The following is a 26,905-nucleotide window of genomic DNA, read 5'->3' on the forward strand; positions in this document are numbered from 1 at the left end:
TTTACTTTTTTTAAAAAAATTTAACGCAATTTTTGATCTAAAAGTGCTAGTGAATCCAGTAGTAATTGGGAAGCTCTTTCAATATCAACTTTCTTTAAAACAAGAACGTTAGCAGAACCTTCAGTCGTAGAATTAATTTCGACTTGGCCGCGTAATTCACCCCAACTACTATTAACATGCAATTGATAATGTTCTCCTTGATAAATGGTAGGATCTAATAAATAGGTAATTGTGGCTAAGTCGTGAATTGCTGCTCGTTTTAGTCCTTCACCTTTTTCTGCTTGAAAGTAGGGTGTGAGAATTTCGTAGGCTAATTGACTAGCAGGACCACGATGCTCTAATGTTTTAATTTGTTCTGAACTTAGACCGGTATTATTTGTAACATCAAGTCCGCATAAAACAATTGGTAAGCCCGATGTAAGAACAATGTCCGCTGCATCAGGATCAACAAAGAAATTGAATTCAGCCTGTGGTGTGACATTGCCTTTACTTAAGCTTCCTCCCATAATTACTATTTGTTGAATATTTTCTCTATCTTCCGGAAAAACCTTCAATAATAAAGCAATATTGGTTAACGGAGCGGTTGCAACAATAGTAATTGGAGTAGAACTTTGACTAATAATTTGATGTAAAAAAGTTACCCCATTATTACTGGCTAGGGGATACTTATCTGCTTCTGCAGGAAAAGTAGGACCTGCTAGACCATTTTCTCCATGAATATCGGTGGCATTTTGCAAGTTTTTAATGATCGGAGTCGCTTGTCCAGGAGCTATTGGGACTTCTTGTTTTAAAAACCATAATAAATGTTGCAAGTTTTTAGTAACGTTGGCTAAGATACCATTGCCCCCAACTGTAGTCATCCCCAAAACTTGTAAAGCTTCAGGATGAGCAAAGGTTTCTAAAATAGCAATAGAATCATCACTACCGGGATCACAATCAAAGACGATGTTCTGTTTCATTTTTATACTCCTTTTTTTCTTCAGTGGTTAACTCATTAGAAATTTTATTGAGTGCCTTTAAAAACCCGCGACGTTGAAAAGTACTGATACTGTTCAATAAATCGGTGTTGGTTTCTGCCAAAAATTGCGATATTTGCGGCTGTAATTCCTCAGCTTTAGGAAGAGCCGAAATTATTTTAATTCTAGAATCTGAAGGAGAAACATTGCGCATAATCAACTGATTTTCTTCCATTTTTTGCAGAACGCTAGTTGCAGTCGAACGACGAATATTGAATTCATGTTCGACGTCTTTCTGATAAACAAATTGATTTTGGGGTAAATGGTTAAGATAATCGATAATTTGAATTTGAACCCCAGTTAAACCAAACTGTTTAGCGAATTTGTTCATTTTGCGAGATAATTGATTAGAAACAATCTTAATTGCGTGAATAACATTTTCCGTCATTAGCAGCACCTCCATTATTATGTTAGCACACTAACCAATAAAATTCATTTCTCACACCTAGTTTTTATATTATTAAATGGGAATTATGCTTGAATATTGAAGACCTTTCTCTTAAAATAAAGGAGTTAGACTAACGATCGGGGAGGTGGACACATCATGGTTAACACACATAAAGGTGTGACGGGACGTCGTCGTCCGACATCCAAATTGAATTCAATGAAACGTCGGCAGCATAATGATGAAGTAGTCTCATTTTTAATGAACGGTCTTAATGATATGAAAAAAGCTGCTGCAGCTAAGAAGTCTGCTAAAAAATAATTGATCAGCAAAAAAACTAAAATCAACTTTGATTTTAGTTTTTTTATTTTCCCAATGTTTTCTTAGACTCTTGTTAAACAAAAGCTTAAAAAAATCAATTTATGATTGACATTTATATTAATATCGCTTACAGTTAAGTTTCTATAAAGATTGCGCTTTCTTGATTGAAAAATCGACTATTGATCAGTAGTTGATCGTATCTTGTCTGGTTGAAGTAAAAAGATAAAGGTTCAATTAGGAGTAAACTAATGAGTACAAAAAATGTTGGTAAAAATATTAGTTCCTGGGGATTAATTTCTTTAGGAGCTGGGGGAACTATTGGTAGTAGTTGGATTTATACTAATAGTCAGTTTTTTCGAGAATATGGTGCTGGCGGAGAAATTTTTGGGATGTTGGCGGCCGCAGTTTTAGCTATTTTAGCTGCTTTATCGTTTGCGGAATTAGCAACCATATTTGTGCGTTCCGGTGGGGAAGTAGTTTATGGCTATGTGGCTTTTGGAAAACCTGGGGCACTGTTTGCTGCTTGGACTTTATTAGGTGGATATATCAGTTCCTTGGGATTTTATGTAACCGCTTCAGGGCTATTATTAGCGCGTATTTGGCCGCAAATAGCTCAAGGCCCTGGTTATACTTTTGCGGGTATGCGAATTTCTTTTTTACAGTTACTGATAGGAGTCATGATTACTTTAGGAGTCTATTTTTTAACTTATCGGGGGGCTAAAATTGCCAGTCAGGTGCAAATATTATTATTATTGGGATTAGTGATTTTAGGATTAATTCTGATGATTGTGGGTTTTACTAAGGGCTCTTTTCATAATTTTTGGCCAGCTTTTAATGCCCACCAACAGCCTGTGCCGGCTATTATCCGATTCGTGATTCCGGCCATGACCTTTTTAACTGGCTGGGAATCAGTGGCTGCATTAGCGGAAGAGGCCCAAATGCCAGCCAAAAAAATTGGCTTGATTGTGATTTTTTCAATTGTTATTGCGGCCTCTTACTATATCGGTGTCTTACTTTCCTCAGCTTGGATTTGGCCGTGGACAAAAACGGCCCACTTATCTATGGGCACAATTGACGCCTTTAACCACGCTGGTTTTCCGATTTTAGGAGATTTAGCTTTTATTATTGCCTTCTTAGGTTTGATGACCGGTTTTTTGAATTTATTTTCTGCTTCTTCTCGATTATTATTTTCTTTGACTCGAGGCAATATTTTACCACAATGGTTTGCTAAGGTTCATCCTCAGTATCAAACACCTTATCGCGCTACTAGTTTAATTTTATTTTTAGTTTTGGCCATTGGCTGGATGGGTAAGGGGGCTTTGATCTACTTTTTAGATATCGGCGGTTTTTTGATTGCTTTGGCTTGGGCTTTCAATACTCTTTGTTTAATGAAAATTAGACAGCAATATCCAGATTTAAAAGCGGGCTTTCGTAATCGTTACCTCTTACTGCCATTTTTGGGTGGATTAGGTGCTTTAATAGTAGCTTTAGTATCATTATTACCAGTCACTAAATATTCTTTAGCTTGGCCTAGTGAATATGTTCTTTTGGTTTTGTGGGCGCTTTTAGGTTTGGCAGTTTATTTAGGCTCACTCAAGCGGCCTTTAGATGTTCAAGAATTATTAGGTTCTGACATTCTTAGTAAATTAAAGAAAAATTCTCAGCAGTAGTCATAATCACAGTTGGATAAATATAAAGAAGGCATTACTAAATAATTTAGTAATACCTTCGACAAATTTTATTGCAATTTTATTATCCTAATTCAACAGTGTTATCTGCTTTTTCGCCCTTAATTAACTGAACGTTGCAATTATGAGAAATTTCGACCATGTTTTTCACAGCAGTTTCAGTGTAAAAAGCGGTATGTGGAGTCACAATCACATTTTTGCGGTTTAATAAGTTATCCAAGCGTTCATCTGGGAACTGTTTGCCTTCCCAATCTTCATTAAAGACGCCCACTTCTTTTTCATAAACATCCAAACCTGCGGCTTTAATTTTTCCGCTGTCTAAACCACGAATTAAGGCATCCGTATCAATTAAATCGCCCCGAGCAGCATTAACAATGATAACTCCATCTTTCATTTGCGCAATAGTATCATCATTAATCATATGAATATTCTCTTTAAGTGAAGGGACGTGAAGGGTAATAATATCAGCTTGTTGATATAGTTCTTCTAAGCTGTCAACATATAAACCCTCAGCTTTTAGCTGGTCATTTTGATAAACATCATAACAGACAACCTTGGCACCAAACCCTTTTAAAATATCAATAACGACGCGGCCAATATGTCCTGTGCCCACGACACCAACCGTTTGCATCCGCATTTCCCGGCCAATTTCTGGAGCCCAGCGTAAGTCTCTTTTGGCAATTTTAGCTGTATATTCTGGTTCCCTTCTTAATAATCGACCCATAAGCCAAATCGTATGTTCAGCAATGGCATTGGGTGAATAAACGGGTACATTAGTAATTTGGAATCCTAATTCTTTAGCCGCATCCATATCAATATTATCGGTACCCACATTACGGAGTGACATTTTATTAATACCAGCATCATGTAAAGCCTGCAATGTCTCACGGGTATAAGGCTTTTGTTGGTAAACAACTACTCCATCTGCTCCTTGAGCTTTGGCAGCACTTTCCGGTGTTAAAAGTTCTGATTCTACCTGAACTTCTACATCAGGGTGAGCTTTTTCCCAATTTTTTAAAGCGGGCATTTCATCTTCACGAATGCTATAACTAACAATTTTCATGCTGGTTCCTCCTCAGTTAAATTAAAATCTTTGGACCATGTTTATTCTAATATAATGTGAAAGCGAATACAATAATTTGGCTGTGAAAGCCTCTGAAATTAATTTAGTTAAAATCTATTTATCGAATAATTATTTATTTTTATCACCATTAAGAATTAATTGCACTATAATGAGGGTGTAATTAACAAAGGAGGTCAAAATGATGGCAGAAGCTGAAAAAACGTTAACTTTAGATAAGAAGATGAGTGATGTTTTTGATTGGAGTGACGATGCTACTCCAGTCCGTGATGCCCTATGGAATCATTTTATGGATAACAATGAAAAGGATACCTTAAAGACTATTACTGATATGAAAAAGTTTGAAGATATGGCTGATGATCAGGTAGCCAGTGAAGCTGAGAAACTGTTAAAGGGCTAATTTAGGCTTGTATTAATAGCGTATTAATAAAATTTTTATTGATTACATTATTTGAATCAATAAGAAATTGCATTGTTATTGTAAATAAAAAGAACTGGATAAATGATATCCAGTTCTTTTTAAATAGCTATAAATTTTTATCCATATTAAAGGTTAAATGCGATAAATTAATACTTTGAGTCATTAAGTCCTGCATATATTTCAAAGTTTGTTGTCGATTAGTCTGAACTAAGTTTTGATTTTGTTGAGTTAAAAACTTCGTTAATTCTGTTCCCTGATAGTGAAGCGCGTTTTGGTCAGTCTGGACAATTGCGCTTCTAAATTGTTGGCGACACTGAGTTAAAAAGTCGATATTACTTTGGATAAATTCTTTATAGTGTGCTTCTACTAAAACCGACATGCCCTTATAGAGCCAGTAGGCATCTTTTAAATTGAAAGTCATGGCAGTGTCGTTAAAGGAAGGATCTGTGTCATTCATATTAGTATAAAACGGCAAATAAGGACTAAAAGTAGGATAGCCCAAACATAACCACATAATTGCAGCAAATTGTGGGTCAACATCATTACGGATTTGTAAAATGTGTGAATTCTGAGTCCGATTCAGACCAATAGGACGATATAAATATTTTTTCGGATCAGTTCCTGATTGTAAAGGATCATAAGCTGTTTCATTATAATGAGAGCCTAATAAATATTCGATATCTTCCACAGAAATCTTATGGTTAGTATGACAAATAAATGGTAACTCATCATCTTCAGGATTCTGATTAATTTCCGGATTGAAATATCTTTGCCCGAACCAGACGCGCGGATTGTTATAATGATGATCTTTTTGATTGTTAGTCCCAAAAATATGGCGAAAATTCCAGCCTTGAGCATCAGTATTTAAATGATATTGAGCTACGAATTCTTGAATACCAGAAGACCACATGAATTCATGCGGGTTGTTAAAATCTACTTGTTGGATGGAAACGCGATTAGCCGCAATAGCGTAGGCATCGTCTGGTATACGCTGGGCCACCCAATGATGGCCGGTAACGATTTCCATATACCAAACATTATTGTTATCACTAAACAAAACCGAATTTCCGGCCGGCGAACCAAACTGGGCGATTAGTTCGCCGGTGCGTTGTACGGCTGCACGAGCAGAATCAACATACGGTAAAACCATACGAACAATACAGTCTTCATCGAGGCCATCAGTGATTAATGGATCATAAGCTAAGGCTCTTTCGTTGCCATAAGTGCTTTCAGTGGCAGACATAGCGACGTTTTTAGTGTTAATACCACTTTCGTCATAATAACCTTCATGTTGATAATCAACGTTTGGCACTCCAGGCCAACCGTAACTATTTTCCGGAATAGTCGCTTGAAAATTATTAAGCCAAGACTTAACAATAACTTTTTGTTGATTGTTTTGCGGTTGATGATATTCAAATTTATGAGGTGCTACGGCTTGGAAAGTGTCATCATTACGGGCAATCATGGTGGAACCATCTAAAGAAGCCTTTTTTCCGACTAAAATTGTCGTACAAGCAGTGCGCTTTTTGGAAAACACAGTAAATTCCTCCTTTATTTCATAAACACAGTTTAGCATACTCATCTGGAAATTTTTAATTTATAAATATAAAAACCGAACGTTTTTTGCTTAATTAATATTTAAAATACTGTTTTTGCGTGTTATCCTAATTAACGTAAAGTTAATGATGAGATAATAAGGGGGATAATATTTTGGCAAAGCAGCAAGCGGTTATAAAAACAGCAATTTTAGGATTACAGCATTTGTTAGCAATGTATTCAGGAGATATCTTAGTACCACTTTTAGTTGGTGGAGCCTTAGGATTTAATGCTAAGCAAATGACATATTTAATCTCTGCGGACATTTTTATGTGTGGTATCGCGACTTTATTGCAAATTAAGCGGACGCCATGGACAGGAATTGGTTTACCTGTAGTTTTGGGATGTGCTGTAGAATATGTAGCTCCCCTGCAGCATATTGGTAAAACCTTGGGACCGGGATATATGTATGGCGGTATTATCGCGGCCGGAATTTTCATTTTTTTAATTTCTGGAATTTTTGCCAAATTGCGTCGTTTTTTCCCGACCATAGTAACCGGATCTTTAATCACACTGGTTGGCTTTACACTTATACCGGTAGCCTTTCAAAATATTGGTGGCGGTGATAATAGTGCTAAAAATTTTGGAGATCCCACCAATTTATTTTTAGGTCTTATTACCGCTTTAATTATTATTTGCCTAAATATCTGGACTCATGGTTTTATCCAGCAAATAGCAGTTTTATTAGGAATTATTATTGGCACAATCATTGCTGTTATTCTAGGCCAGGTCGGCTTTGCCTCTGTCAGTGCCGCTCAATGGTTTCAAATACCGCGTTTATTTTATTTTTCGGCACCTCACTTTGAATGGTCATCAATTGCGACAATGATTTTAGCAGCTTTAACCTGCATGATTGAATCGACGGGTGTTTATTATGCTTTAAGTGAAGTTGTTCATGAAGACTTAAACGAGCGGGATTTAGCAGATGGATATCGTTCCGAGGGGCTGGCAGCTATTTTAGGAGGATTATTTAATACTTTTCCATATTCCACTTTTTCTCAAAACGTCGGTATTGTGCAATTATCGGGTATTAAAACCTTAAATCCCGTTTATTATTCGGCTGTCTTTTTAATTATTTTAGGTATGATTCCTAAAGTTGGGGCAATTGCTAATCTAATTCCTACGGCAGTTTTAGGTGGTGCAATGTTAGTAATGTTTGGGATGGTTGGAGCTCAAGGTATTAAAATGCTGGCTAATGTTGAAATGAACACTAGGAATTTATTAATCATTGCTGTTTCTGTCGGTTTAGGCTTAGGAGTAACTGCCCAACCACATTTATTCCAATTTTTACCTGCTTCTGTGCAAACCATTTTAAGTAATGGGATGGTTATTGGCAGTATGACAGCAGTCATTATGAATCTTTTGTTAAATGGTGTAAATAATAATAAAGATAATAAAGAATAGTTCTAAATATTAAGAAATTAGAAAAACAAGAAGAACTTATGCTGCTAGGCAGTATTAAGCTGGCAATACTAATTGTTTAGATGACAGGCACTTCCAAAGCAAAGTGGCGGCAAACTGATTTTTAGGTCCCATTAAACGGACGTTGAAAATTCCGATGTATTTTATAATAGACGTAAATGCTGCAGTTTATGGATAGTATGTTACTTCACATTTATATAATGAAAAAATTGTTTCTTTAGTTTATTACACCATTGGAACTGGTGTTGGTGGGGGGCTATTTGTAATGGCAAAATCCTTCAAGGAATAGAGGGCATCTTGAAATGAGATACACTTTTGTCAAACGTCATCCGGATGAATACTCACTTTGTTGGTATTTGCCCTTATCATCATGATTGTTTAGAAGGGTTAGTTGCTGGGCCGACTTTTGAAGCACGACTAGGGATTTCAGGTCCTCAAGTACCGCTAGAAAATCATGTCTGGGATATTATGGCTTATTATGTAGTTCATCGCCATTCAACAAACGATGATCTTACGACCAGCAAATATTGTTTTGGGCGGTGGAGTAATGAATGAAAACTTTTTGAGGAAAATCAGGCAGCAATTTAAATTGTTGTTAAACGATTATGTTCATGTGCCCAGACTGGATGAATATCTACGGATGCCCCGTATCCAAGATAATGGGTCAGCGACGCTAGGTAATTGGGCTTTGGCTTACCGGGTAAATCAGGCGTGAATAATCTTTGTAGTGCCGGGTATATTTATTTTTCACTGGCAGCTTGAGCTGGTAACAGCAGATTTAAAATAATTCCTAAAACCGTTGCTACAGCTAAGCCGGAAAATTGATATTTTCCCAGCTGTAAAAAGGCATTTCCAATTCCTATAACAAGAATTAAAGAACCAATCATGAGATTTCGCTTTTGATTGAAATCAACCTGATTGTCAATTAAAATCCGGAGACCACTGGAAGCAATCACACCAAATAATAGAAAACTAATTCCCCCGATAACTGGTGAAGGAATACTTTGAATTAAGGCACTAAGTTTGCCGACAAAGCCAAAAATAATAGCTAAGCAGGCAGCTCCGCCGATGACCCAAATACTGTAGATTTTAGTAATGGCCATTACGCCAATATTTTCACCGTAACTTGTAATTGGCGGCCCACCAATCAATCCGGCAATAATGGAGGCAGTGCCGTCACCGGCCAAGGTATGATTTAAACCAGGGTCATGAAAGAAATTCCGATGAGTTAAACCATCTAAGACCATGATATGTCCCATATGTTCCGTCATAGTAACAAAAGCAATCGGAGCCAGACTTAAAATAGCTCCCCAGTAAAAGTGCGGCTGATAGGTCAAATAAGGAATTTGAAAATTGGGTACTTGAAACCAAGGGGTTTTGGCGATCGGAGTAAAATCGACCAAACCGCACAGAACAGCAATTAAATAGCCCACAATGATACCCAGAAGAATGGCTACTTGGCTCCAAAAGCCTTTGAGATACATGTTAAAAAAAATCGTAATTAAAGCTGTTGCCATAGCGACAATAAAATATTTGAGGTCATAATGACTGCCATTCATAGTGGCATCTTTGGCCGCAGTGGCAGCTAAAGACAATCCAATTACCATGATAATAGGACCAACCACAATTGGTGGCAAAGCTTTATCGATCCATTGGGATCCAATTAATCCCACAATTAAAGCAGTAATTAGATAAACTAATCCTACAGCAATTGTTCCTTGAGCAATACCGGGATAGCCAACGGTTTTCATCAGGGCGATCATAGGAACAATAAAAGAAAAACTAGAACTCATGTATGCCGGAATTTTACCTTTAGTAATTAAAATATAGAGTAAAGTGCCAACTCCAGAGCTGAATAAAGCAATTCCCGGATTTAAACCGACTAAAATTGGAACTAGAACTGTGGAACCAAACATAGCAAATAAATGCTGGATGGATAAGCCCAGCCAATGTCCCCAACTAGGCCGATCAGTAATATCCATTAAAATATCATCTTGTTTAGTAGTCATAATGCCTCCTAAAAATTAAAAACCCTCATAGTTGAGACTATGAGGGTTAACTAATATTATTTAGGATTAGCAAGCTCCTTCATAGTCTCACGGGACTATTATTAAAGGATTTATTTTTGTTATAATAAAACTAATTGTCATTTATGTCAATAATAACTTTTGAAGGAGTAAAGGGATGATTGAAGTATATATTGTCCGTCATGGAGAAACTGATACAAACAAAGAACAAAGAATTAATGGAGCCTCCACTAATCTACCCTTGAATGCCGTTGGTATCAAACAAGTTCAAGAATTACAGCAAAGTTTTGCTATTCAAAAAATCAACCGGGTCTATTCCAGTCCAATGAAACGAGCTTTACAAACAGCGGAAATTCTTAACAATGGTTACCATCAAATTGAAGTCGATGAGCGCCTACAAGAAATCGATTATGGTGATTGGGACGGCGTAGCGGCCCAACAAGTTTATCAGCAGTATCCGCAAGTCTTTGATGAGCAAGGTTATTTAAAAGACAATTATAGTGATTACTGTCGCGGCGAATCTTATGCCCATTTGGGAGAGCGAGTTCAATCATTTTGGCAAGATCTTATTGCAAATAATGCCCATAAAGCAGTTTTGGTAGTCTGTCATGGTACGGTTTCTCGCTCATTAATACAAACCGTATTCGGTATTGATGAAATCAGTCAAGTAATGCAGATTCGTAATGCTGGTGTGATTGGCTTACGGGTGCAAGAACAAACTGGAAAAGCCTTTTTACTTTACTATAATCGAGTAGCACCAGCTGAATTCTTTCATTCTTAAGGCCAATTGTGGGGATCTTGATGCCATTTCTGTAATAATTGCAGCTCTTGAGGAGAAATTTTTCCCTGCTGATGCGCGGTAGTAATGAGAGCCGAATAGTCAGTTAAAGTATGTAGACTGATCTGGGCCTGGCTAAAGTTAAGCTGACTATCAGGTAAATTATAACTAAAAATTGCAGCGACTCCAATAACCGGAGCTACTTTTTGAACTACTTGAGCTGCTTGCAGAACGCTGCCGCCTGTAGAAATCAAATCATCAATCAGAACTACTTGATCCCCATTACTAATTTGGCCTTCAATCTGTTGACCCGTGCCATGATCTTTAGGTTGCGGTCGAACATAACTTAAAGGTAAGTTCAAGCGATCAGCTACTAAGGCGGCATGCGGAATACCAGCCGTAGCGACACCAGCAATTACTGTAGTTTGCGGATAGTAATGCTGGATTAATTGCACTAAACCTGCCGCAATATGACTACGAACTTCAGGAAAGGCAATAGTTTTACGATTATCAGTATAAATGGGTGATTTTAAACCACTAGCCCAAGTAAAAGGCTGCTGTGGTCTGAGAGTAACGGCTTGAATCTGTAATAAATCTTGGGCAATTGCTGTAGAGATGTTTTGCTTATTCATTAATTTTGCCTCCATTGTTGTAAAATTTGGTGATAAGTAGCTACGGGATCAGCTGCTTGGGTAATTGGGCGGCCAATAACCAAACCATTACTACCCCAGGCTTTAGCCGCTTGGGGAGTAGCAATGCGCTGCTGATCATCTTGAGAATCTTTTTGTAAGCGAATACCCGGATTGATACACAAAAAGTTAGCAGCGGTAGCTTGATGAATTTGTTGATTTTCTTGAGCAGAACAAATGACACCGTCGGCTCCATTGTCTCGCGCTAATTGGGCTAGATGGGTGACGGCAGCTGGCAGACTGGCGTTAATTTGTTGTTCAGTTTGCATTTGGGTCTGGGATAAGGAAGTTAATTTTGTAATAGCCAATAGTTGCGGAATAGGGGAATGAACTGTATGACTACCATTGATTAATCCTCTTTTAGCACTTTGGATCATTTGCGATCCGCCTGCGGCATGAATAGTCAAATAATCAATTTGCTGGCAGGCCAGCTGATAAGCGGCCTGTTCAACTGTATGAGGAATATCATAGAGTTTGAGGTCCAAAAAGATAGTTAAACCTCGTTGGCGCAGACGTTTAATTATCTGAGGTCCCGCAGCGTAATAAAATTCCATTCCTACTTTGACCGCTAAAGGTTCTGCTGGTTCAAAAAGATCCAAAAAATCTTCTACTTCTTGAATTGTACCGAAATCCAGAGCAATAAATATTGGCCCCATAACAATCACCTTTCTTCAGATAAACTGGAGACAGCTTAAACTATTTTTTGATGTTCGTCAAATCCGAATAATATTAAAAATTATAAATTTACTGTTGCCTTTTATAAAAATTTGTGGCACGATATAGTCAATTTGAATAGTACCAGAAAAAATAACGAATGCCCGCGAGCATTCATTTTGGAGGTAAAAAAATGGCGACAGCTTTAATACATCAAAAAGACCGCACGTTAACTACTAATCAAAAATGGACAATTGCTTCGACTTCTGCCGGTTTTGCTTTAGAAAATATGGATGTAATGTTTTTATCGTTTGCACTATCTTCTATTGCTGCTAATCTGCATTTACATGGAGCTGAGGCAGGATTAATTTCCTCCATTACGAATTTAGGAATGTTGGCTGGCGGTATTTTATTTGGTTTAATCGGTGATCGGTATGGACGTGTCAAAACATTTTCTTACACGATCTTTATTTTTGCGGCTGCTACTGCAGCAATGTATTGGGCGCAAAATATTACTATGATTTATCTCTTTCGCTTTTTAGCCGGTGTAGGTGCCGGTGGGGAATATGGAGTCGGAATCACCTTAATTGCCGAAAATTTTGCCCAGCATCATATTGGCACGATGACTTCTATTGCTGCCATCGGTGGTCAGATTGGTTCTATTTTGGCAGCAATTGCTGCTGCGGCCATTATTCCTACTTTAGGCTGGCGAGCCTTATTTTTATTAGGAGTAATTCCTGTTGTTTTAACTTATTTTATTCGGCGGCATGTCCATGAAAGTGCTGAATTTATAGCTGTGCAAAAACAAACCACTACTAAACAGCGACCTAAAGTTGGGACCTTGTTTAAGACAGGACCTTTAGCACTGCAAACTGTGTCGTTAATGTTTATGGTAGTAGTTCAAATTGCGGGTTATTTTGGCCTTATGAATTGGCTACCGACAATTATGCAAAAGAAATTAGGCCTCACTGTAGCGGGATCTTCGTTATGGATGATTGCTACTATTGTTGGCATGAGTATTGGCATGATGACTTTTGGGAGGATTTTAGATTACTTTGGTCCGCGCAGAGCCTTCGGTATTTTTCTATTAGCTTCGGCTTTATCGGTCTTTAGTATTACTATTGTAGTAAATGAAATAACAATGCTGTTGGCCGGAGCCGTATTAGGTTTCTTTTCCAATGGGATGTTTGGTGGTTATGGAGCCATTATTAGCCGCCTTTATCCTACAGAAATTCGCTCTACTGCTAATAATGTCATTGTTAACGTGGGGCGCGCTATTGGTGGCTTTTCTTCAGTAGTGATCGGCTTTTTAATGGATCACTATACGTTAGTGGTAGTCATGGGATTTTTAGCTTTGTTATATTGCCTAAGCTTTTTGGTAATGCTGTCTATTCCTAATTTACGGCATTTTAACTAAAGAATTAAGATAATAAAAAAGTGAAGACTTTGAGCTTCACTTTTTTTATTTTTAATAAATGGCCAATGGTTCTTTTTGAGTAGGTTTAGGATATGCTTTTTCTAATATTTTTAAATCAGCGGATGTTAATTCAATATTTAAAGCTTGGGCATTATCTAAAAGATGCTGTGCACTGCTACTTTTAGGAATAGCTAAAACGTGAGGTTGATTAATAACCCAAGCTAATAAAATTTGATAAGCACTAGCATGATGCTGTTGAGCAACCTGTAGTACAGCCGGATTTTGCATCATTGTACTGCCCATTTTGGGACCACGTCCCAAAGGACTATAGGCAATTAAAGGGATTTGATGCTGGTTTTGCCAAGGCAGAAGACTATATTCAATGCCGCGAGTTTCAAGATTATATAAATCTTCATTAGCGGCAACATTCTTGCCCGCTGACAATTGCCAGAGTTCTTGCATATCACCAATATCAAAATTAGAGACACCCCAAGCTCGAATTTTTCCTTCTTTTTGAAGGTCTTGTAAAGTTGCTACGGTTTCTTGCAAAGACACTGAGCCACGCCAATGGTACAGATATAAATCGAGATAATCAGTTTGTAAACGTTGGAGACTGGCGGTTAAACTTTGCCGCATTCTTTTTGCCGAAGCGTTTTGGGGTAAAACTTTAGAAATGAGAAAGATATTCGATCTTTGATACGGTTTAATAGCTTGGCCCACTAGTTTTTCTGAACGCCCATTTCCATACATTTCCGCAGTATCAATAACTTTTAAACCAGCATCCAATCCTGCGCGGATACTGGCAATTTCGGCATCCAAAGCGTTGTCATCGTCGCCCATCTCCCAAGTTCCAATACCCAATGCTGGTAATTCTTGATGATTAATCGTAATAGTTTTCATTGTAATTTTCCTTTCTTTGGACTGACTCTGAAATATTAAATCCATTATAAAAACCGGGAATATTTATAAAAAGGTGAGCTGAAATGGATATGTTACCAAATTCTATCAAAAGGTTTTTCCAGCTGGTAATTTAGCCAACCTGGATGACTATATGAAAGATGATTATTTATAACATAATCCGACCGCTAAAAATGGTAAGGCCGGTTTTCGAGAATTTATTACCTGCTTTCTCAAAATGCAGCCTCAAATCGACATTATTAATATCAGTACCGACCAAAATATGGTATATGTGTTTTTTAAATGTACGCTAGGCACAGGACAAATTAATAAAGTTTGCGATATTTATCGCCTAGAAGCGGGTAAATGAGCGGAACATTGGAATGTCAGGGAACATAATGTAGAAAATATCCATTCCATTAATAATAATAGCATTTTCTAAATGATTTGATAGCTATGAGACCTTGCCGTGAGCGTGTTACCTAATAGGGGTATTTTTCTGATAATTATTTTTTTGAGTAACAAAAAGATTTTTACTTTTTTGAGAAATTTAAGCGATACGCTCATTTATAAAAAAGAAGCAGAATATTCCGGCTTTTTTTTATTTATAGATTATTAATCATTGTTGTTATTTGTATTAAGAATAAACTGGAATCGCTAAAAATTTTATTACCCACAGCATGACAAATAAAAGCAAGCATGTAAAAAGCCTATCTTACAATTAGGAATAATTTCAATTTACCCAAGTTATTCTAAAGTAATTCAGAAACATTTTTGTGCATTATTTCTCGGTGGGAACCGCTCAATAAAAACAGAGCAGTAACGAGAAAAATAGCCATTATTAAAAGAGAAAATTGCCATTTAAATTGAGAAGGAGCAGCCATAGTGGTATGTCCACTGGTTATAAAACTTAATAAATCTAAACTAATATGAAAAAGTACCGGCCACCAAAAAGCCTTCGTATAAAGATAAAGTGCGGCCAAAAAGATGCCAATGCTAAAAGCAAAAGCTGCTTGATTGAGCGTAGTCACCCAATTTTGGGCTATTAAATTAGTTAAATGAATTAAACTAAAAATGAAAGAACTTCCTATCACGGCTGTATCTAATTGCCAAGATCGGTGTTGTAAAGCACGTAATAATAAATAAAGAAAAATAAAACGACACAGCCATTCTTCTAAAAGTCCTGCTTCCAGGCCGGATAAAATAAAGTTTAAAGAAAGTGCCGAAATGTGAAAATCAAAATGGGTCAGAATTTGCTGCCAATTAGTAGCGGTACTAAAAGTATTAAAGAAAATAAATACTAAACACAAAGTGACTAAGAAGGTAAGGACTTTTGGGGATCCTTGAGTCGGCCAAGCCAATTTAGGTAAAGGAAAATTCCATATCTGCATTACAATAAGAGTTAAAACAATAAAGCTCATAGCAGCTAAAAAACCGCTGTGAATAAAATCTAATAAAATTTTATTTAAATTGCGGTTATTAGTAAGTGGTGTTCCTAATATGATCAAAGCCATAAACATAGTTGTTAGCAAGCGGCCGCTCACAGCTTGAATTCGACTTAAAGCGAGAATTCCTACGGGGATATACATGATTAAACTATAAAGCATTATGATTATAAAAATAGTATTATTCCAAAAAGTGACTCTACTCTGAAGCATCGAACTCAATACCATGAAGATGCCAGGTAAAATTAAAGCTTGACTGAGAGATTGCAAATAGTGGTTAAACAAGCGGGCATAACGTTGCCAATTTTTGAGTTTGGACAAGTGCGCCTCTTGGGAATCGATGAGAAAAATACCTGGCAGAATAATAATAAAGGCAACGATACTCAGCAATAAAACTAGTCCTAGGGGTTGGTTTTGAATTGCCGTTCCTAGAATTCGCCTTAGCATGATGCAAGTTAAAATGATTAATTCACCAAAATATTGTCCCAGAAACCAATAGCGGATATGTGAATTGTGTTGTAATTTATATGCCATATATTTTCTCCATTAAGTTAGTAAATTTACAGAGGTCTATTTCTAAAAAGTACCATTATAAGAAGTATCTGTCCATAAAAGAGTAATTTAAATAATTTCCGATAGCTTTTTATATATAAAATATTCAGAACAATCAGAATAAATATTTCCAGCTAGCAGCCAATATTTTCGTTGATATTAAGCACTCTTATGGTAAATAAGTCTTGTTTTTGAGGAGAATAATTATTTGATTTCTTAGTTACTCAGCTAGAAAAACGAGGTGACTTTGAAACTTATAGCATTAATATTTATACTAGATATGTAATCGTTTCTAATATTATAAAGGAGGAATAATTTTGTATTATGTTTTAATGCCATCTCGGGATATTCGGGATAATTTAGCAACTGAACAATATTTAACAGAACAAAAGGATTTTGCAGAACCATTAGTACTTTTTTATATTCAAAAGCCGTGTATTATTGTTGGTCGTAATCAAAATACGATCGAAGAGATCAATAATGAATACGTACATGAGCATAATATTACCGTTACGCGGCGGGTTTCTGGTGGTGGCGGCATCTATGATGATTTGGGAAATTTATGTTTTAGTTTTGTTGTCGATGCTGCTGACGAGCAGTTTGGTAATTTTAAGCAAATAGTTCAACCAATTGTAGAGGCCTTACATAGATTAGGTGCGCAAGGTGCTCAAGTTACCGGTCGAAATGATATTACCATTGACGGTAAAAAATTCTCCGGAAATGCTATGTATACCAAAAATGGTAAAACTTTTTCCCATGGTACTTTGTCATATAACGTCGATCTGAATGCAATGACAAAAGCTTTACATGTTAATAATGACAAAATTCAATCCAAAGGAATTAAATCTATCCGTAGTCGGGTAACTAATATTCGCCCCTATTTAGATAAAAAATATCAAAACCTGACAACTGAGCAATTTCGTGATGTCTTATTATTAAGTTTGTTCCACGCCCAGAGTTTAGACCAAATTAAAGATCATCAATATCATTTAACCGCAGAAGACGAAGCTGTTATTGATCAGTTAAAAGCAAAGTATTATTACAACTGGGATTGGGTTTATGGTAAGTCTCCAAAATTTACTGTTCAAAAAAGAAAGCATTTTGATATGGGGACAATTGATGCGCGTTTTCAAGTAGAGCACGGCATAATTAAGGCAGTGCGCTTTTATGGAGACTTTTTTGGTGAAAAAGATGTTCAACTATTGGAGCGTCAATTAATTGGTCGTCCTTATGACTACGACAGCTTGCAAGAGATGTTAGATCATAATGAATTGCAGCAGTATTTTACAGGTATCAAGCCCCATGATATTCTTCAATTGATAGCTCCGTAAGTAGTAAAAATTATTTCTGAATTGTCTAACTAAATACGGGAAGTTTTTAATTTCTGAAGATGACTGGTGCTTATAGTGATCAGATTTTGCAGCTATATATGTAACATTATGTTAATTAAAATATGAATTACATTAACAAGAAATTATCTAAAAGAAAACCAATTAAGACTTCTTTTGGTCTCTACTTGACTAATTTTAAGAAGTTAATACTGCTTTGAAGTATCAGCAAATATATGATCCAGAATTAATGGGACTAAATTGGATTTCAAAGCAAATTAAAGTTTTAAATTTTAACGTTCTTTATAAAAATGCCTGCTAATTGCATTGAGAAACTCATGGATTAGCAGGTTTCTTTATCATTTTTTTTTACTTTCTTTACATAGTTTTAATGCGATTTTAAGGGCTATTTGTAAATAGTATTTTTGAGATTTAGAAGCAGGTTCTCCCCAAAAATCAGCAGCAGTATCTTTTTGAATGATAGCTAAAATTTCTTCAGCCATTGAACCTAAATCAGGTCTTTGAGTGTCAATATTATTGCGATAGCGCTTTTGATTGCTAATTTCTAGTAAATAATCAGTAGATACGTTAAGAATTTTAGCTATACCTTTTAAAATTCCAAAATTAGGTTGTCTTTTACCGGATTCATAGGCTGAGTAGGCTGCTCTAGTAACTCCAATCTTTTTGGCGATAAACTCCTGAGTATAATGATGTAGTTTGCGTTCATTTTTTAATCTTTCGTTAAACATTGCAAATTCTCCTTTATTTTATTTTTAATGGTAACAGTTTGTTACCATGATATTAGATGCGGTTAGATGCTTTTTCGCATTGACAGAATTCATATTGTTTATTATTATTAAAAATGTAACGAAACGTTTACAAAAGAAGAGGTGATAAAATGCGGATATGGTTAAAAAATATTAGAAAGGGGTTACATATGACGCAATATAGTGTTGCTGCTATGGCAGGAATAAAACGTCCATATTATTCCTTTATAGAAAGTGGTAAAAGACGACCAAGCCCGCAAGTTGCACAAAAAATAGCAGAAATTATGCATTTTGATTGGACACGATTCTTTGTAGATAAATGAAACATAATGTATCAATTATGAACAAGATATACTATCCATGATTGTGAAAAAAGTTACATTTATACTTTTGAACCAGAAAATAAGGAGAACAAATGACGCGTATGAAAAAGAATAATTACATTGATCAATTAAACATCGCAGCAACTGAACAATGCCGCCCATTTTTTGACACAGATAGAACCGTTGTTGACGCTTATAAATCAAACTTTGTTGATGTAGCAGCCGTAGTTGTTGGAGATAACGATGTAGATATTATTAATAAAGTTGATGCTCAGAAATTTAATATCCCAATTTTTGTTATTTCCCAAGGTGATAGCGATTTATCCGCGGACTTAATGGCAAAAATCTATCATATTATTGATATTAATGTAGAATCAGATCGTCGCCTATATGATCGTGAAATTGAAGCAGCAGCAACTAAATATGAAAGCCAAGTATTGCCACCATTCTTTAAAGCGCTTAAAGAATATGTAGAACGGGGCAATATTCAATTTGATTGTCCTGGTCATCAGGGAGGCCAATATTTCCGTAAGCATCCAGCAGGTCAACAATTATATAACTTTTTTGGTGAAAATGTTTTTAGAGCAGATATTTGCAATGCTGATGTGGCCTTGGGAGATTTGTTAATCCATGAAGGTCCTGCAATGGATGCTGAAAAACATGCCGCTAAAGTTTTTAACGCAGATAAAACCTATTTTGTCATGAATGGTACGACCACTTCTAACAATATTGCGATCACCGCAGCTGTAGCACCGGGAGATTTAGTATTGTTTGATCGTAATAATCATAAATCAGTATATAACGCCGCTTTAGTAAAAAGTGGTGGAATTCCGGTTTATTTAGAAACCTCTCGTGATCCTTATGGCTTTATTGGCGGAATTTATTCTAGTGAATTTGATGAAAAATCCATTAGAGCAAAAATTGCTCAGATTGATCCAGAAAAAGCCAAAGCTAAACGTCCTTTTAGATTAGCTGTTATTCAATTAGGAACTTATGACGGGACCATTTATAATGCTAAACGTGTTGTGGAAAGAATTGGTAAGCTCTGCGATTATATTTTATTTGATTCTGCTTGGGTAGGTTATGAACAATTTATTCCAATGATGAGAGATTCTTCGCCATTATTATTAGATTTGGGACCTGACGATCCAGGTATTCTGGTCACACAATCAACTCATAAACAACAAGCGGGTTTTTCACAAGCATCGCAAATTCATAAAAAGGATTCGCATATTAAAGGGCAAAAACGCTATATCAATCATAAACGTTTCAATAATGCTTATATGCAATATGCTTCTACATCTCCTTTCTACCCAATTTTTGCTACTTTGGATGTTAATGCCAAAATGCAGGAAGGCGAAGCCGGTAAAAAATTATGGCATGATACATTAGTAACTACCGTCAATGCCCGTAAAAAACTTTTGAAAAATGCGACGATGATTCGTCCGTTTGTACCACCAGTTGTCCATGGTAAACCATGGGAAGATGGTGATACAGAAGAAATGGTAAATGATATTGATTATTGGCGTTTTGAAGCCGGTGCAAAGTGGCACGGATTTGATGGTTACGCAGAAAATCAATACTTTGTCGATCCAAATAAATTTATGCTTACTACTCCCGGAATTAATGCGGAAACTGGTGAATATGAAGACTTTGGAATTCCAGCTACAATTTTAGCCAGTTATTTACGGGAACACGGAATTATTCCGGAAAAGAATGACTTAAATTCAATTCTATTTTTGATGACACCTGCAGAAACTCCGGACAAGATGAATAACTTAGTTTCGCAAATCATTAAATTTGAATCTTTAGTTAATCAAGATGCGCCTTTAGAAACAGTCTTACCTAGTTTATATGAGCAAAATGAGCAACGCTATCGGGGCTATACTATTCGACAGTTATGTCAAGAGCTGCATGATTTTTATAAAGATCGTAAAGCCAAAGATTATCAAAAAAAGATGTTTTTGAGTGATTATTTCCCAGAACAGGCAATGACTCCTTATGACGCTAATGTTGAATTGTTGAAAAATAATGCCAAACTAGTTCCTTTAAAAGATATTGTGGGAATGACAGCTCTAGAAGGGGCATTACCATATCCTCCAGGGATTTTCTGTATTGTTCCAGGAGAAAAATGGACTAAAGAAGCGCAAGCTTACTTCCTGATTTTAAATGAAGGAATTAATAAGTTCCCAGGCTTTTCACCTGAAATTCAGGGTGTTTATTTTAAAGATGAAAATGGACAGTCTGTAGCTTATGGCTATGTCTATGATGAATCAGCACAATAAATAAAATTTAAAATGATTAAGGGATGATGGGAACTTTGGCTCAAGAAAAAAAGAAAATGAACGTGATACAATTAACCGTTATCACAGCTATTAATATGATGGGCTCCGGTATTATTATGTTGCCTACTAATTTGGCTCAGGTTGGAACTATGTCAATCCTTTCCTGGGTAGTAACAGCTGGTGGTGCGATGTGTTTGGCATACGCTTTTTCCCGGGCTGGTATGTATACAACTAAACAAGGAGGAATGGGGGGATATGCAGAATATTCCTTCGGCAAGGCTGGATCATTTTTAGCCAATTATACCTATGGGGTTTCTTTAGTAATTGCTAATGCAGCTATTGCGATATCTGCGGTTGGTTATGCGGCTGCCGTTTTTGATATAACTTTGTCGCCAGTTCAAGTAGCTTTAGCTACCATCTTTACACTTTGGTTAGCTACAGTTTTAAATTTTGGTGGCCCAAGTATTACTGGAAAAATTAGTACCTTTACTGTTTGGGGAGTTATAATCCCAGTAGTTTTTATATCTATTGTGGGATGGTTTTTCTTTAGTGGTAAATTATATGCTGCTAATTGGAATCCGCACCATTATGATTTCTTTACTGGAATAAGTAAGTCTATCTCTATCACTCTATGGGCCTTTTTAGGATTGGAATCTGCTTCTGCAAACATGGATTCAGTAGAAAATCCTAAAAAGAATGTACCAATTGCGGTTTTAGGTGGAACAATTGGGGCTGCTATAATGTATATAATTTCAACCAATGTTATGCAAGGGATTGTTCCTAGTTCTCAATTAGCCAATTCTAATGCTCCATTTGGTTATGCTTTTGCTCAAATGTTTAATCCGTTAGCAGGTAAAATTGTCATGGCTTTGATGGTCTTGTCTTGTTTTGGATCTTTATTAGGATGGCAATTTACAATAGCTGAAGTTTTTCGTTCTTCTGCTATTGAAGGCTATTTTCCTAAAATTTTTGGTAAAACTATCAGTAATGGAACACCAATAATGGGAATGGTAATAATTACAATTCTACAATCTTTATTATCCTTGATGACCATTAGTCCTTCATTATCCAAACAATTTACCATTTTAGTTAATTTAGCAGTGGTAACAAATGTAGTTCCGTACATTTTATCTATGGCTGCTTTAAAGACTATGCAAAAAACAGAAAATATATCACCAAATAGTCAAACCTTAACTAACGTTATTGCTTTAATCGCCTCGATATATAGTATTTATGCCTTGTATACCGCGGGAGCCACGGCTCTAGTTGGGGGAGCGTTGGTAACTTTTGCCGGATGGACTTTATATGGATTAGTATCTTATAAATTTGATGTTCAAAAAGTAAATAATTAGAAATAATTATCTAAATAAATTCTTTATAAACAGATTAAACTGGTCGGGATATAATTATATTTCGGCCAGTTTATTTATTAAATTGAGATGGGATATAAAAATGGAGAATAAGTACTTTATTCAACTAAAATGGCTATTAATTGGATCATTGATAACTAGTACAGCGATGAGCTTTATTTGGCCGCTGAATACTATTTATATGCACAATACTTTACATCAGACCTTAACCGTTGCTGGTATAGTTTTAGGTGTTAACCAGTTAGCTACCATGCTGGGAAATTGGTTAGGGGGAATTTTATTTGATCAGTGGAGTATATATTACACAAGTTTAGTGGGAGTAATGATTAATATTTTGGCTTTAGGCTTATTAATATTTTTAAACTCGTGGCCTATCTATGCTTTTTTAATTGTTTTATCCGGGTTTTCCAATGGCATCTTAACAACTTGTATTTATTCTTTGGCTACTCGTGTACAAAATAAAAAAACAAGCTCAATCTTTAATATGCTGTATTTTACAAGTAATTTTGGCTTAGTTTTTGGAACTCTAGCCGTTGGTTATTTATTAAAGATTGGCGTAAGTTATATTTTTACTTTAGCTAGTTTAACTCAAGTGATTTTTTTAATCATAGTTATTAGATATTTTAATATCGTTAATTACAATAAAGGCTATTCCAAAAAGAAAGTTGTTGTTAAAGGCAAATTTTTGATTTGGAGTGTGCTCTTAGCTCTTTTATTATCTTGGGTTGTTTATACGCAATGGCAGAGTAATCTTTCTGCATATATGCTGGGTAAAGGTTTCAGTATTAAACAATATAGTTTTCTGTGGACATTAAATGCAGTTTTAATCATAACTTTCCAACCAGTTTTAACCCTTTTTAATGACTTTTTGATTAAGCATATCATTTCGAGAATTAATGTCGGACTATTTTTATTCGCAGTTGCTTTTTTTATTCTATTGTTGAATCATAATTATTTTATTTTAGGAATATCGATGGCTTTCTTAACTTTTGGTGAAATTCTTTTATTTCCCGGAGTGGCTAGTTTAGTTGATATTTATGCGCCTAATAATGAAAGTGGTATTTATCAAGGGCTTGTGCAAATGTTTACTGCTGGCGGTAAGGCGGTGGGCCCCTTTATCGGAGCGGCAATTATTGATTGTTTTAATTATAAGGTTTTATTTCTATGTTTAGTGCTAATTATAATGGCTGCTATTTTTATTTTTAGTTTTTCTGTCTATCAAAATAAAAAACATGATCTAGATCAATAAGTAACATTTATTAAATGACAAAATCAGCAAAGACAATTAAATGTACATCTAAAAGTAAATAATTCTGGCAAGATTTTGATAATTAAAATCTCGGCAATGTTCAGATGGAAAATTGCAGCAAACACTGCCCGTTTTCTCTGAAAGACTTGCTATTATTATCTAATTTTATAGTCGTAACGTTTTTCTTTAAGGACTTTTCGAATTATAATAAGGACGTTAAATAATTAACAAAGGGGAGTGTTTTTTTTGACGAAGACAATTACAGCAGCTGTGATTGAAGCAAAGAACGCCGACTTTAAATTAGAAAAATTGCAGTTAGATGATGAGCCACAAGCGGGTGAAGTTCTCGTAAAGATGGTTGCCAGCGGAATTTGTCATACGGATCAAGCTGTGCGCGATGGCTCTGCAGGAGCTTATCCTTATCCTGGAGTAGTAGGACATGAAGGCGCAGGAATTGTAGAAAAAGTAGGAATTGGAGTTAATAATATTAAACCCGGTGATCATGTGATTTTATCATATGATTATGATGGAACTTGTGAGCAATGCCGTACAGGTCACCCTTCTTCTTGTCTCAACTGGGCAAACCTGAATACAGCCGGGGTACGTCCTAACGGAGAAACACCATTTCATAAAGAAGACGGAACGCCAGTTCATAATTTCTTTAATCAATCGTCATTTACAACTGAAACTTTAGTTCAGGCCAACAATGTTACTGTGATTGATAAAAGTATAGATCTGCGTAAAGTCGGTCCTTTAGGCTGTGGTTTTGTTACCGGATCCGGAACAGTTTTTAACGGTTTAAAACCTGAAGCAGGTTCTACCATTGCCATTGTAGGTACAGGTGCTGTTGGTGCTGGTTCTTTAATGGCTGCCAGCATTCGGGGCTGTGCGAAAATTATTTGTGTTGATATTGTAGATCAACGTTTGGAAACCGCGAAAGAATTAGGCGCTACTGATGTAATTAATAGTAAAAAAGATGATTGGGTTGCTAAGATTAAAGAATTAACTAATCAAAAAGGCGTTGATTATGCGATTGATACCACTGGCCGAGCAGAAATTATGAAACAATGTGTATCAGCCTTAGCTTCTGGTGGTCATTTTGCCCCGATAGCTGTAACTGCGCAAACCTTAGAATTTATGCCATGGAATGAATTAACAGCTGAACAAAAGCATGTTGATGGGGTTTTGATGGGTGATGCTGTTCCACAAATCTTATTGCCGCAATTAGTTAATTACTGGCAGCAAGGCAAATTTCCATTTGATAAATTAGAAAAGGTTTATAACTTTGACCAAATTAACGAAGCTAATGCTGATTCTAATAATGGTAAAGTGATTAAACCTGTTTTAATTATTGATCCGGAATATCAGCCGGGAAACTAATATTTAATAGCTAGTAATTTTAAGTATTGTAAGTTGTACGAAAGAACGATCTTGAGGGATTTCAAGATCGTTTTTTCTTAATATTTTTATCTGAAAACAGGTGAAATTGTGAAGAAAATTGTTTATTATTAGAGAGGGAAGATATTTTTGAAAAGGAGGTTTTTCTATGACGGAAAAAGTAGCATTTATTACGGGGGCAGCTCAAGGCATTGGGAAAGCGATTGCAAAAAGACTCAGTGCTGATGGCTTTGTAGTTGCCGTCGCCGATTTTAATTTAGAAGGAGCAGAACAAACTGTTCAAGAAATTAATCAAAAAGGACAAGCTATCGCCGTTAAAGTTGATGTTTCCAAAAGAGAACAAATGATGGCTGCTGTGGAAGAAACATTACAAAAATTAGGTGATTTAAATGTTTTAATTAATAATGCAGGTTTAGGACCGACGACACCGATTGAAACAATTACTCCTGAACAATTTGAGCATGTTTATGCGGTTAATGTTGGTAGCGTTTACTGGGGGATTCAAGCTGCTGTTAAGGCCTTTAAAGCTCAAGGTCATGGTGGCAAAATTATTAATGCTTCTTCACAAGCCGGGCAAGTGGGTAATCCTAATTTGGCACTCTACAGTGGTACCAAATTTGCGATTAGAGGTATTACCCAAACAGCAGCTCGTGATTTAGCTAAAGATAATATTACTGTCAATGCTTATTGTCCCGGTATTGTCAAAACTCCTATGATGATGGATATTGCCCATCAAGTAGCGCAAGAAAATGGAAAAGATGACGCATGGGGGATGGCACAGTATGCTAAGGATATTACTTTAGGCAGACTCTCTGAGCCTGAAGACGTTGCTGCTTGTGTTTCGTATTTGGCTGGTCCCGATTCAGATTATATGACGGGGCAAGCCTTATTGATTGATGGCGGAATGGTATTTAATTAACCCTAAAATTAATGACTATTCATTGAGAAGGTCAAAAAGGAGTTGCAGATCATGAAAAGAGTAGCAATTGTAACTGGAGCAGGTCAGGGTATTGGTGCTGGAATAGCAAAACAATTAGCCGCGGATGGCTTAACAGTGGCTGTAGCCGATTTGAAAGAAGATAATGCTAAGAAAGTTGCAGCCGAAATTGGCCAAGGCGCTCAAGGATATTTTGTAGATGTTGCCCAAAAGCAAAGTGTATTTGATTTAGTTGCTGCCGTCGTAAAAGATTTTGAGCACTTAGATGTCATGGTCAATAATGCGGGAATTGCTAAAATTGGTCCTTTAATTGACGCAGAAGAAAAAGATATTTCCCAAATTTTAGATATCAACGTTAAAGGTGATATTTATGGCATTCAAGCAGCAGCTAAACAATTTCAAAAACAAAAAACTGGGGGCAAAATTATTAATGCTTGTTCCATTGCTGGCCATCAAGGATTTGAAATGTTGGGTATTTATTCTGCTACAAAATTTGCGGTACGTGGTTTAACCCAAACTGCGGCGCAAGAATTAGCGAAAGATAAAATTACCGTCAATGCTTATTGCCCTGGAATTGTCTTGACGCCAATGTGGGATCAAATTGATGCAGAAATGGCTAAGATTTATAATTTGCCGCTGGGAGCAAGTCTTCAAAAGAATATTGATAGCATCGCCTTAGGCCGTGGAGAAACTCCAGCAGATGTAGCTAATTTAGTATCTTTCTTAGCTGATCCGAAGTCTGACTATATTACAGGACAGTCAATTATTGTTGATGGTGGTATTGATTACGCCTAAGCCGAAATATTTAATTACTAAAAGAGTTGCTTTTGAAGTTTTAAATAGTACTTATCATTTGGGA

26 protein-coding genes are annotated in these 26,905 nt (G+C 36.2%); 16 read left to right on the plus strand and 10 right to left on the minus strand.

What is annotated here, in order from left to right:
* Positions 1 to 20: 20 nt before the first annotated feature.
* Positions 21 to 959 (minus strand): nucleoside hydrolase, encoded by a 939-nt coding sequence (locus tag JG29_RS00280; protein ID WP_045921982.1) that lies wholly within the window; start codon positions 957 to 959, stop codon positions 21 to 23.
* Positions 937 to 1,404: a MarR family winged helix-turn-helix transcriptional regulator gene (locus JG29_RS00285; protein ID WP_045921983.1), complete on the minus strand. Its 468-nt coding sequence runs from the start codon at positions 1,402 to 1,404 to the stop codon at positions 937 to 939. Before JG29_RS00285 ends, JG29_RS00280 begins: the two co-directional genes overlap by 23 nt.
* A 156-nt stretch (positions 1,405 to 1,560) precedes the next feature.
* Between JG29_RS00285 and JG29_RS08725 the strand changes: the two genes are divergently transcribed.
* Together JG29_RS08725 and JG29_RS00290 are read left to right on the plus strand one after the other, a co-directional pair.
* Positions 1,561 to 1,722, plus strand: coding sequence for a hypothetical protein (locus JG29_RS08725; RefSeq protein WP_156961594.1), 162 nt, complete (start codon positions 1,561 to 1,563; stop codon positions 1,720 to 1,722).
* Positions 1,723 to 1,970: 248 nt separating this feature from the next.
* A complete protein-coding gene (locus JG29_RS00290; RefSeq protein ID WP_045921984.1) occupies positions 1,971 to 3,392 on the plus strand; it encodes an APC family permease in 1,422 nt (473 codons plus the stop codon).
* 82 nt (positions 3,393 to 3,474) lie between these two features.
* On the opposite strand, the gene JG29_RS00295 is transcribed toward JG29_RS00290, so the two are convergent.
* Entirely contained in the window at positions 3,475 to 4,473 is a 999-nt protein-coding gene (locus JG29_RS00295) for a D-2-hydroxyacid dehydrogenase (RefSeq protein WP_045921985.1), read from the minus strand.
* 202 nt (positions 4,474 to 4,675) lie between these two features.
* Here JG29_RS00295 and JG29_RS00300 point away from each other — a divergent pair, with 202 nt between their 5' ends.
* Entirely contained in the window at positions 4,676 to 4,891 is a 216-nt protein-coding gene (locus JG29_RS00300; protein WP_045921986.1) for a P8 family protein, read from the plus strand.
* 127 nt (positions 4,892 to 5,018) lie between these two features.
* Here the strand turns inward: JG29_RS00300 and JG29_RS00305 are convergent, their stop codons facing one another.
* Positions 5,019 to 6,449 (minus strand): C69 family dipeptidase, encoded by a 1,431-nt coding sequence (locus JG29_RS00305; RefSeq protein WP_282431994.1) that lies wholly within the window; start codon positions 6,447 to 6,449, stop codon positions 5,019 to 5,021.
* Between the two features lie 173 nt (positions 6,450 to 6,622).
* Here JG29_RS00305 and JG29_RS00310 point away from each other — a divergent pair, with 173 nt between their 5' ends.
* The 3 genes from JG29_RS00310 to JG29_RS08865 all read left to right on the plus strand — a co-directional run bounded on the left by JG29_RS00310 (position 6,623) and on the right by JG29_RS08865 (position 8,645).
* Positions 6,623 to 7,912 carry a nucleobase:cation symporter-2 family protein gene (locus tag JG29_RS00310; protein WP_282431995.1) on the plus strand — a complete coding sequence of 430 codons (1,290 nt, stop codon included), beginning with the start codon at positions 6,623 to 6,625 and terminating at the stop codon, positions 7,910 to 7,912.
* 333 nt (positions 7,913 to 8,245) lie between these two features.
* A complete protein-coding gene (locus tag JG29_RS08860; protein WP_232297061.1) occupies positions 8,246 to 8,485 on the plus strand; it encodes a hypothetical protein in 240 nt (79 codons plus the stop codon).
* On the plus strand, positions 8,478 to 8,645 hold the full coding sequence (locus JG29_RS08865) for a hypothetical protein (protein ID WP_232297062.1): 168 nt from the start codon (positions 8,478 to 8,480) through the stop codon (positions 8,643 to 8,645). The genes JG29_RS08860 and JG29_RS08865 overlap by 8 nt, the downstream gene beginning before the upstream one ends.
* Before the next feature lie 25 nt (positions 8,646 to 8,670).
* Here JG29_RS08865 and JG29_RS00320 read toward each other — a convergent pair whose 3' ends face one another.
* Positions 8,671 to 9,939, minus strand: a complete 1,269-nt coding sequence (locus JG29_RS00320) for a uracil-xanthine permease family protein (protein WP_045921990.1) — start codon at positions 9,937 to 9,939, stop codon at positions 8,671 to 8,673.
* A gap of 175 nt (positions 9,940 to 10,114) precedes the next feature.
* Here JG29_RS00320 and JG29_RS00325 point away from each other — a divergent pair, with 175 nt between their 5' ends.
* On the plus strand, positions 10,115 to 10,738 hold the full coding sequence (locus JG29_RS00325) for a histidine phosphatase family protein (RefSeq protein WP_052696254.1): 624 nt from the start codon (positions 10,115 to 10,117) through the stop codon (positions 10,736 to 10,738).
* Here the strand turns inward: JG29_RS00325 and pyrE are convergent.
* Both pyrE and pyrF read right to left on the minus strand, forming a co-directional pair.
* The gene (pyrE, locus tag JG29_RS00330; RefSeq protein WP_045921991.1) at positions 10,735 to 11,367 is read right to left on the minus strand and encodes an orotate phosphoribosyltransferase; all 633 of its coding nucleotides are present in this window, start codon (positions 11,365 to 11,367) and stop codon (positions 10,735 to 10,737) included. The genes JG29_RS00325 and pyrE overlap by 4 nt on opposite strands.
* Entirely contained in the window at positions 11,367 to 12,080 is a 714-nt protein-coding gene (gene pyrF / locus JG29_RS00335) for an orotidine-5'-phosphate decarboxylase (protein WP_045921992.1), read from the minus strand. The genes pyrE and pyrF overlap by 1 nt, the downstream gene beginning before the upstream one ends.
* A gap of 191 nt (positions 12,081 to 12,271) precedes the next feature.
* On the opposite strand from pyrF, the gene JG29_RS00340 reads away from it, so the two are divergent.
* Positions 12,272 to 13,495, plus strand: a complete 1,224-nt coding sequence (locus JG29_RS00340; RefSeq protein ID WP_045921993.1) for an MFS transporter — start codon at positions 12,272 to 12,274, stop codon at positions 13,493 to 13,495.
* A gap of 51 nt (positions 13,496 to 13,546) precedes the next feature.
* Here JG29_RS00340 and JG29_RS00345 read toward each other — a convergent pair whose 3' ends face one another.
* Both JG29_RS00345 and JG29_RS00350 read right to left on the minus strand, forming a co-directional pair.
* Positions 13,547 to 14,395 (minus strand): aldo/keto reductase, encoded by an 849-nt coding sequence (locus JG29_RS00345; protein ID WP_045921994.1) that lies wholly within the window; start codon positions 14,393 to 14,395, stop codon positions 13,547 to 13,549.
* A gap of 749 nt (positions 14,396 to 15,144) precedes the next feature.
* Positions 15,145 to 16,371, minus strand: a complete 1,227-nt coding sequence (locus tag JG29_RS00350) for a CPBP family intramembrane glutamic endopeptidase (protein WP_045921995.1) — start codon at positions 16,369 to 16,371, stop codon at positions 15,145 to 15,147.
* Between the two features lie 335 nt (positions 16,372 to 16,706).
* On the opposite strand from JG29_RS00350, the gene lplA reads away from it, so the two are divergent.
* Complete coding sequence (gene lplA, locus JG29_RS00355) at positions 16,707 to 17,720, plus strand: lipoate--protein ligase (protein WP_045921996.1); 1,014 nt, start codon at positions 16,707 to 16,709, stop codon at positions 17,718 to 17,720.
* Positions 17,721 to 18,076: 356 nt separating this feature from the next.
* On the opposite strand, the gene JG29_RS08520 is transcribed toward lplA, so the two are convergent.
* Positions 18,077 to 18,466, minus strand: a complete 390-nt coding sequence (locus tag JG29_RS08520; RefSeq protein ID WP_052696255.1) for a helix-turn-helix domain-containing protein — start codon at positions 18,464 to 18,466, stop codon at positions 18,077 to 18,079.
* A 149-nt stretch (positions 18,467 to 18,615) separates the two neighbouring features.
* Between JG29_RS08520 and JG29_RS00365 the strand changes: the two genes are divergently transcribed.
* The 7 genes from JG29_RS00365 to JG29_RS00395 all read left to right on the plus strand — a co-directional run bounded on the left by JG29_RS00365 (position 18,616) and on the right by JG29_RS00395 (position 26,841).
* Positions 18,616 to 18,807, plus strand: coding sequence for a helix-turn-helix domain-containing protein (locus tag JG29_RS00365; protein ID WP_045921997.1), 192 nt, complete (start codon positions 18,616 to 18,618; stop codon positions 18,805 to 18,807).
* Between the two features lie 92 nt (positions 18,808 to 18,899).
* Positions 18,900 to 21,092, plus strand: coding sequence for an ornithine decarboxylase (gene speC, locus JG29_RS00370; protein WP_232297064.1), 2,193 nt, complete (start codon positions 18,900 to 18,902; stop codon positions 21,090 to 21,092).
* Between the two features lie 26 nt (positions 21,093 to 21,118).
* Positions 21,119 to 22,444, plus strand: coding sequence for a putrescine-ornithine antiporter (gene potE, locus JG29_RS00375; RefSeq protein ID WP_045921998.1), 1,326 nt, complete (start codon positions 21,119 to 21,121; stop codon positions 22,442 to 22,444).
* A 100-nt stretch (positions 22,445 to 22,544) separates the two neighbouring features.
* Positions 22,545 to 23,711, plus strand: a complete 1,167-nt coding sequence (locus JG29_RS00380) for an MFS transporter (RefSeq protein WP_045921999.1) — start codon at positions 22,545 to 22,547, stop codon at positions 23,709 to 23,711.
* Positions 23,712 to 23,957: 246 nt separating this feature from the next.
* Positions 23,958 to 25,091 (plus strand): NAD(P)-dependent alcohol dehydrogenase, encoded by a 1,134-nt coding sequence (locus tag JG29_RS00385; RefSeq protein ID WP_045922000.1) that lies wholly within the window; start codon positions 23,958 to 23,960, stop codon positions 25,089 to 25,091.
* Between the two features lie 166 nt (positions 25,092 to 25,257).
* Positions 25,258 to 26,028 (plus strand): (S)-acetoin forming diacetyl reductase, encoded by a 771-nt coding sequence (locus JG29_RS00390; RefSeq protein ID WP_045922001.1) that lies wholly within the window; start codon positions 25,258 to 25,260, stop codon positions 26,026 to 26,028.
* A 51-nt stretch (positions 26,029 to 26,079) separates the two neighbouring features.
* Complete coding sequence (locus tag JG29_RS00395; RefSeq protein ID WP_045922002.1) at positions 26,080 to 26,841, plus strand: acetoin reductase; 762 nt, start codon at positions 26,080 to 26,082, stop codon at positions 26,839 to 26,841.
* Positions 26,842 to 26,905 lie beyond the last annotated feature (64 nt).

The organism is Bombilactobacillus mellis (genome assembly GCF_000967245.1).
Classification (GTDB): Bacteria; Bacillota; Bacilli; order Lactobacillales; family Lactobacillaceae; genus Bombilactobacillus; species Bombilactobacillus mellis.

Coding starts and splice junctions, on each gene's coding strand:
- JG29_RS00280 (WP_045921982.1), bottom strand. CDS start 959: ATGAAACAGAACATCGTCTTTGATTGTGATCCCGGTAGTGATGATTCT.
- JG29_RS00285 (WP_045921983.1), bottom strand. CDS start 1,404: ATGACGGAAAATGTTATTCACGCAATTAAGATTGTTTCTAATCAATTA.
- JG29_RS08725 (WP_156961594.1), top strand. CDS start 1,561: ATGGTTAACACACATAAAGGTGTGACGGGACGTCGTCGTCCGACATCC.
- JG29_RS00290 (WP_045921984.1), top strand. CDS start 1,971: ATGAGTACAAAAAATGTTGGTAAAAATATTAGTTCCTGGGGATTAATT.
- JG29_RS00295 (WP_045921985.1), bottom strand. CDS start 4,473: ATGAAAATTGTTAGTTATAGCATTCGTGAAGATGAAATGCCCGCTTTA.
- JG29_RS00300 (WP_045921986.1), top strand. CDS start 4,676: ATGGCAGAAGCTGAAAAAACGTTAACTTTAGATAAGAAGATGAGTGAT.
- JG29_RS08865 (WP_232297062.1), top strand. CDS start 8,478: ATGAATGAAAACTTTTTGAGGAAAATCAGGCAGCAATTTAAATTGTTG.
- JG29_RS00320 (WP_045921990.1), bottom strand. CDS start 9,939: ATGACTACTAAACAAGATGATATTTTAATGGATATTACTGATCGGCCT.
- JG29_RS00325 (WP_052696254.1), top strand. CDS start 10,115: ATGATTGAAGTATATATTGTCCGTCATGGAGAAACTGATACAAACAAA.
- pyrE (WP_045921991.1), bottom strand. CDS start 11,367: ATGAATAAGCAAAACATCTCTACAGCAATTGCCCAAGATTTATTACAG.
- pyrF (WP_045921992.1), bottom strand. CDS start 12,080: ATGGGGCCAATATTTATTGCTCTGGATTTCGGTACAATTCAAGAAGTA.
- JG29_RS00340 (WP_045921993.1), top strand. CDS start 12,272: ATGGCGACAGCTTTAATACATCAAAAAGACCGCACGTTAACTACTAAT.
- JG29_RS00345 (WP_045921994.1), bottom strand. CDS start 14,395: ATGAAAACTATTACGATTAATCATCAAGAATTACCAGCATTGGGTATT.
- JG29_RS00350 (WP_045921995.1), bottom strand. CDS start 16,371: ATGGCATATAAATTACAACACAATTCACATATCCGCTATTGGTTTCTG.
- JG29_RS08520 (WP_052696255.1), bottom strand. CDS start 18,466: ATGTTTAACGAAAGATTAAAAAATGAACGCAAACTACATCATTATACT.
- JG29_RS00365 (WP_045921997.1), top strand. CDS start 18,616: ATGCGGATATGGTTAAAAAATATTAGAAAGGGGTTACATATGACGCAA.
- speC (WP_232297064.1), top strand. CDS start 18,900: ATGACGCGTATGAAAAAGAATAATTACATTGATCAATTAAACATCGCA.
- potE (WP_045921998.1), top strand. CDS start 21,119: ATGGGAACTTTGGCTCAAGAAAAAAAGAAAATGAACGTGATACAATTA.
- JG29_RS00380 (WP_045921999.1), top strand. CDS start 22,545: ATGGAGAATAAGTACTTTATTCAACTAAAATGGCTATTAATTGGATCA.
- JG29_RS00390 (WP_045922001.1), top strand. CDS start 25,258: ATGACGGAAAAAGTAGCATTTATTACGGGGGCAGCTCAAGGCATTGGG.
- JG29_RS00395 (WP_045922002.1), top strand. CDS start 26,080: ATGAAAAGAGTAGCAATTGTAACTGGAGCAGGTCAGGGTATTGGTGCT.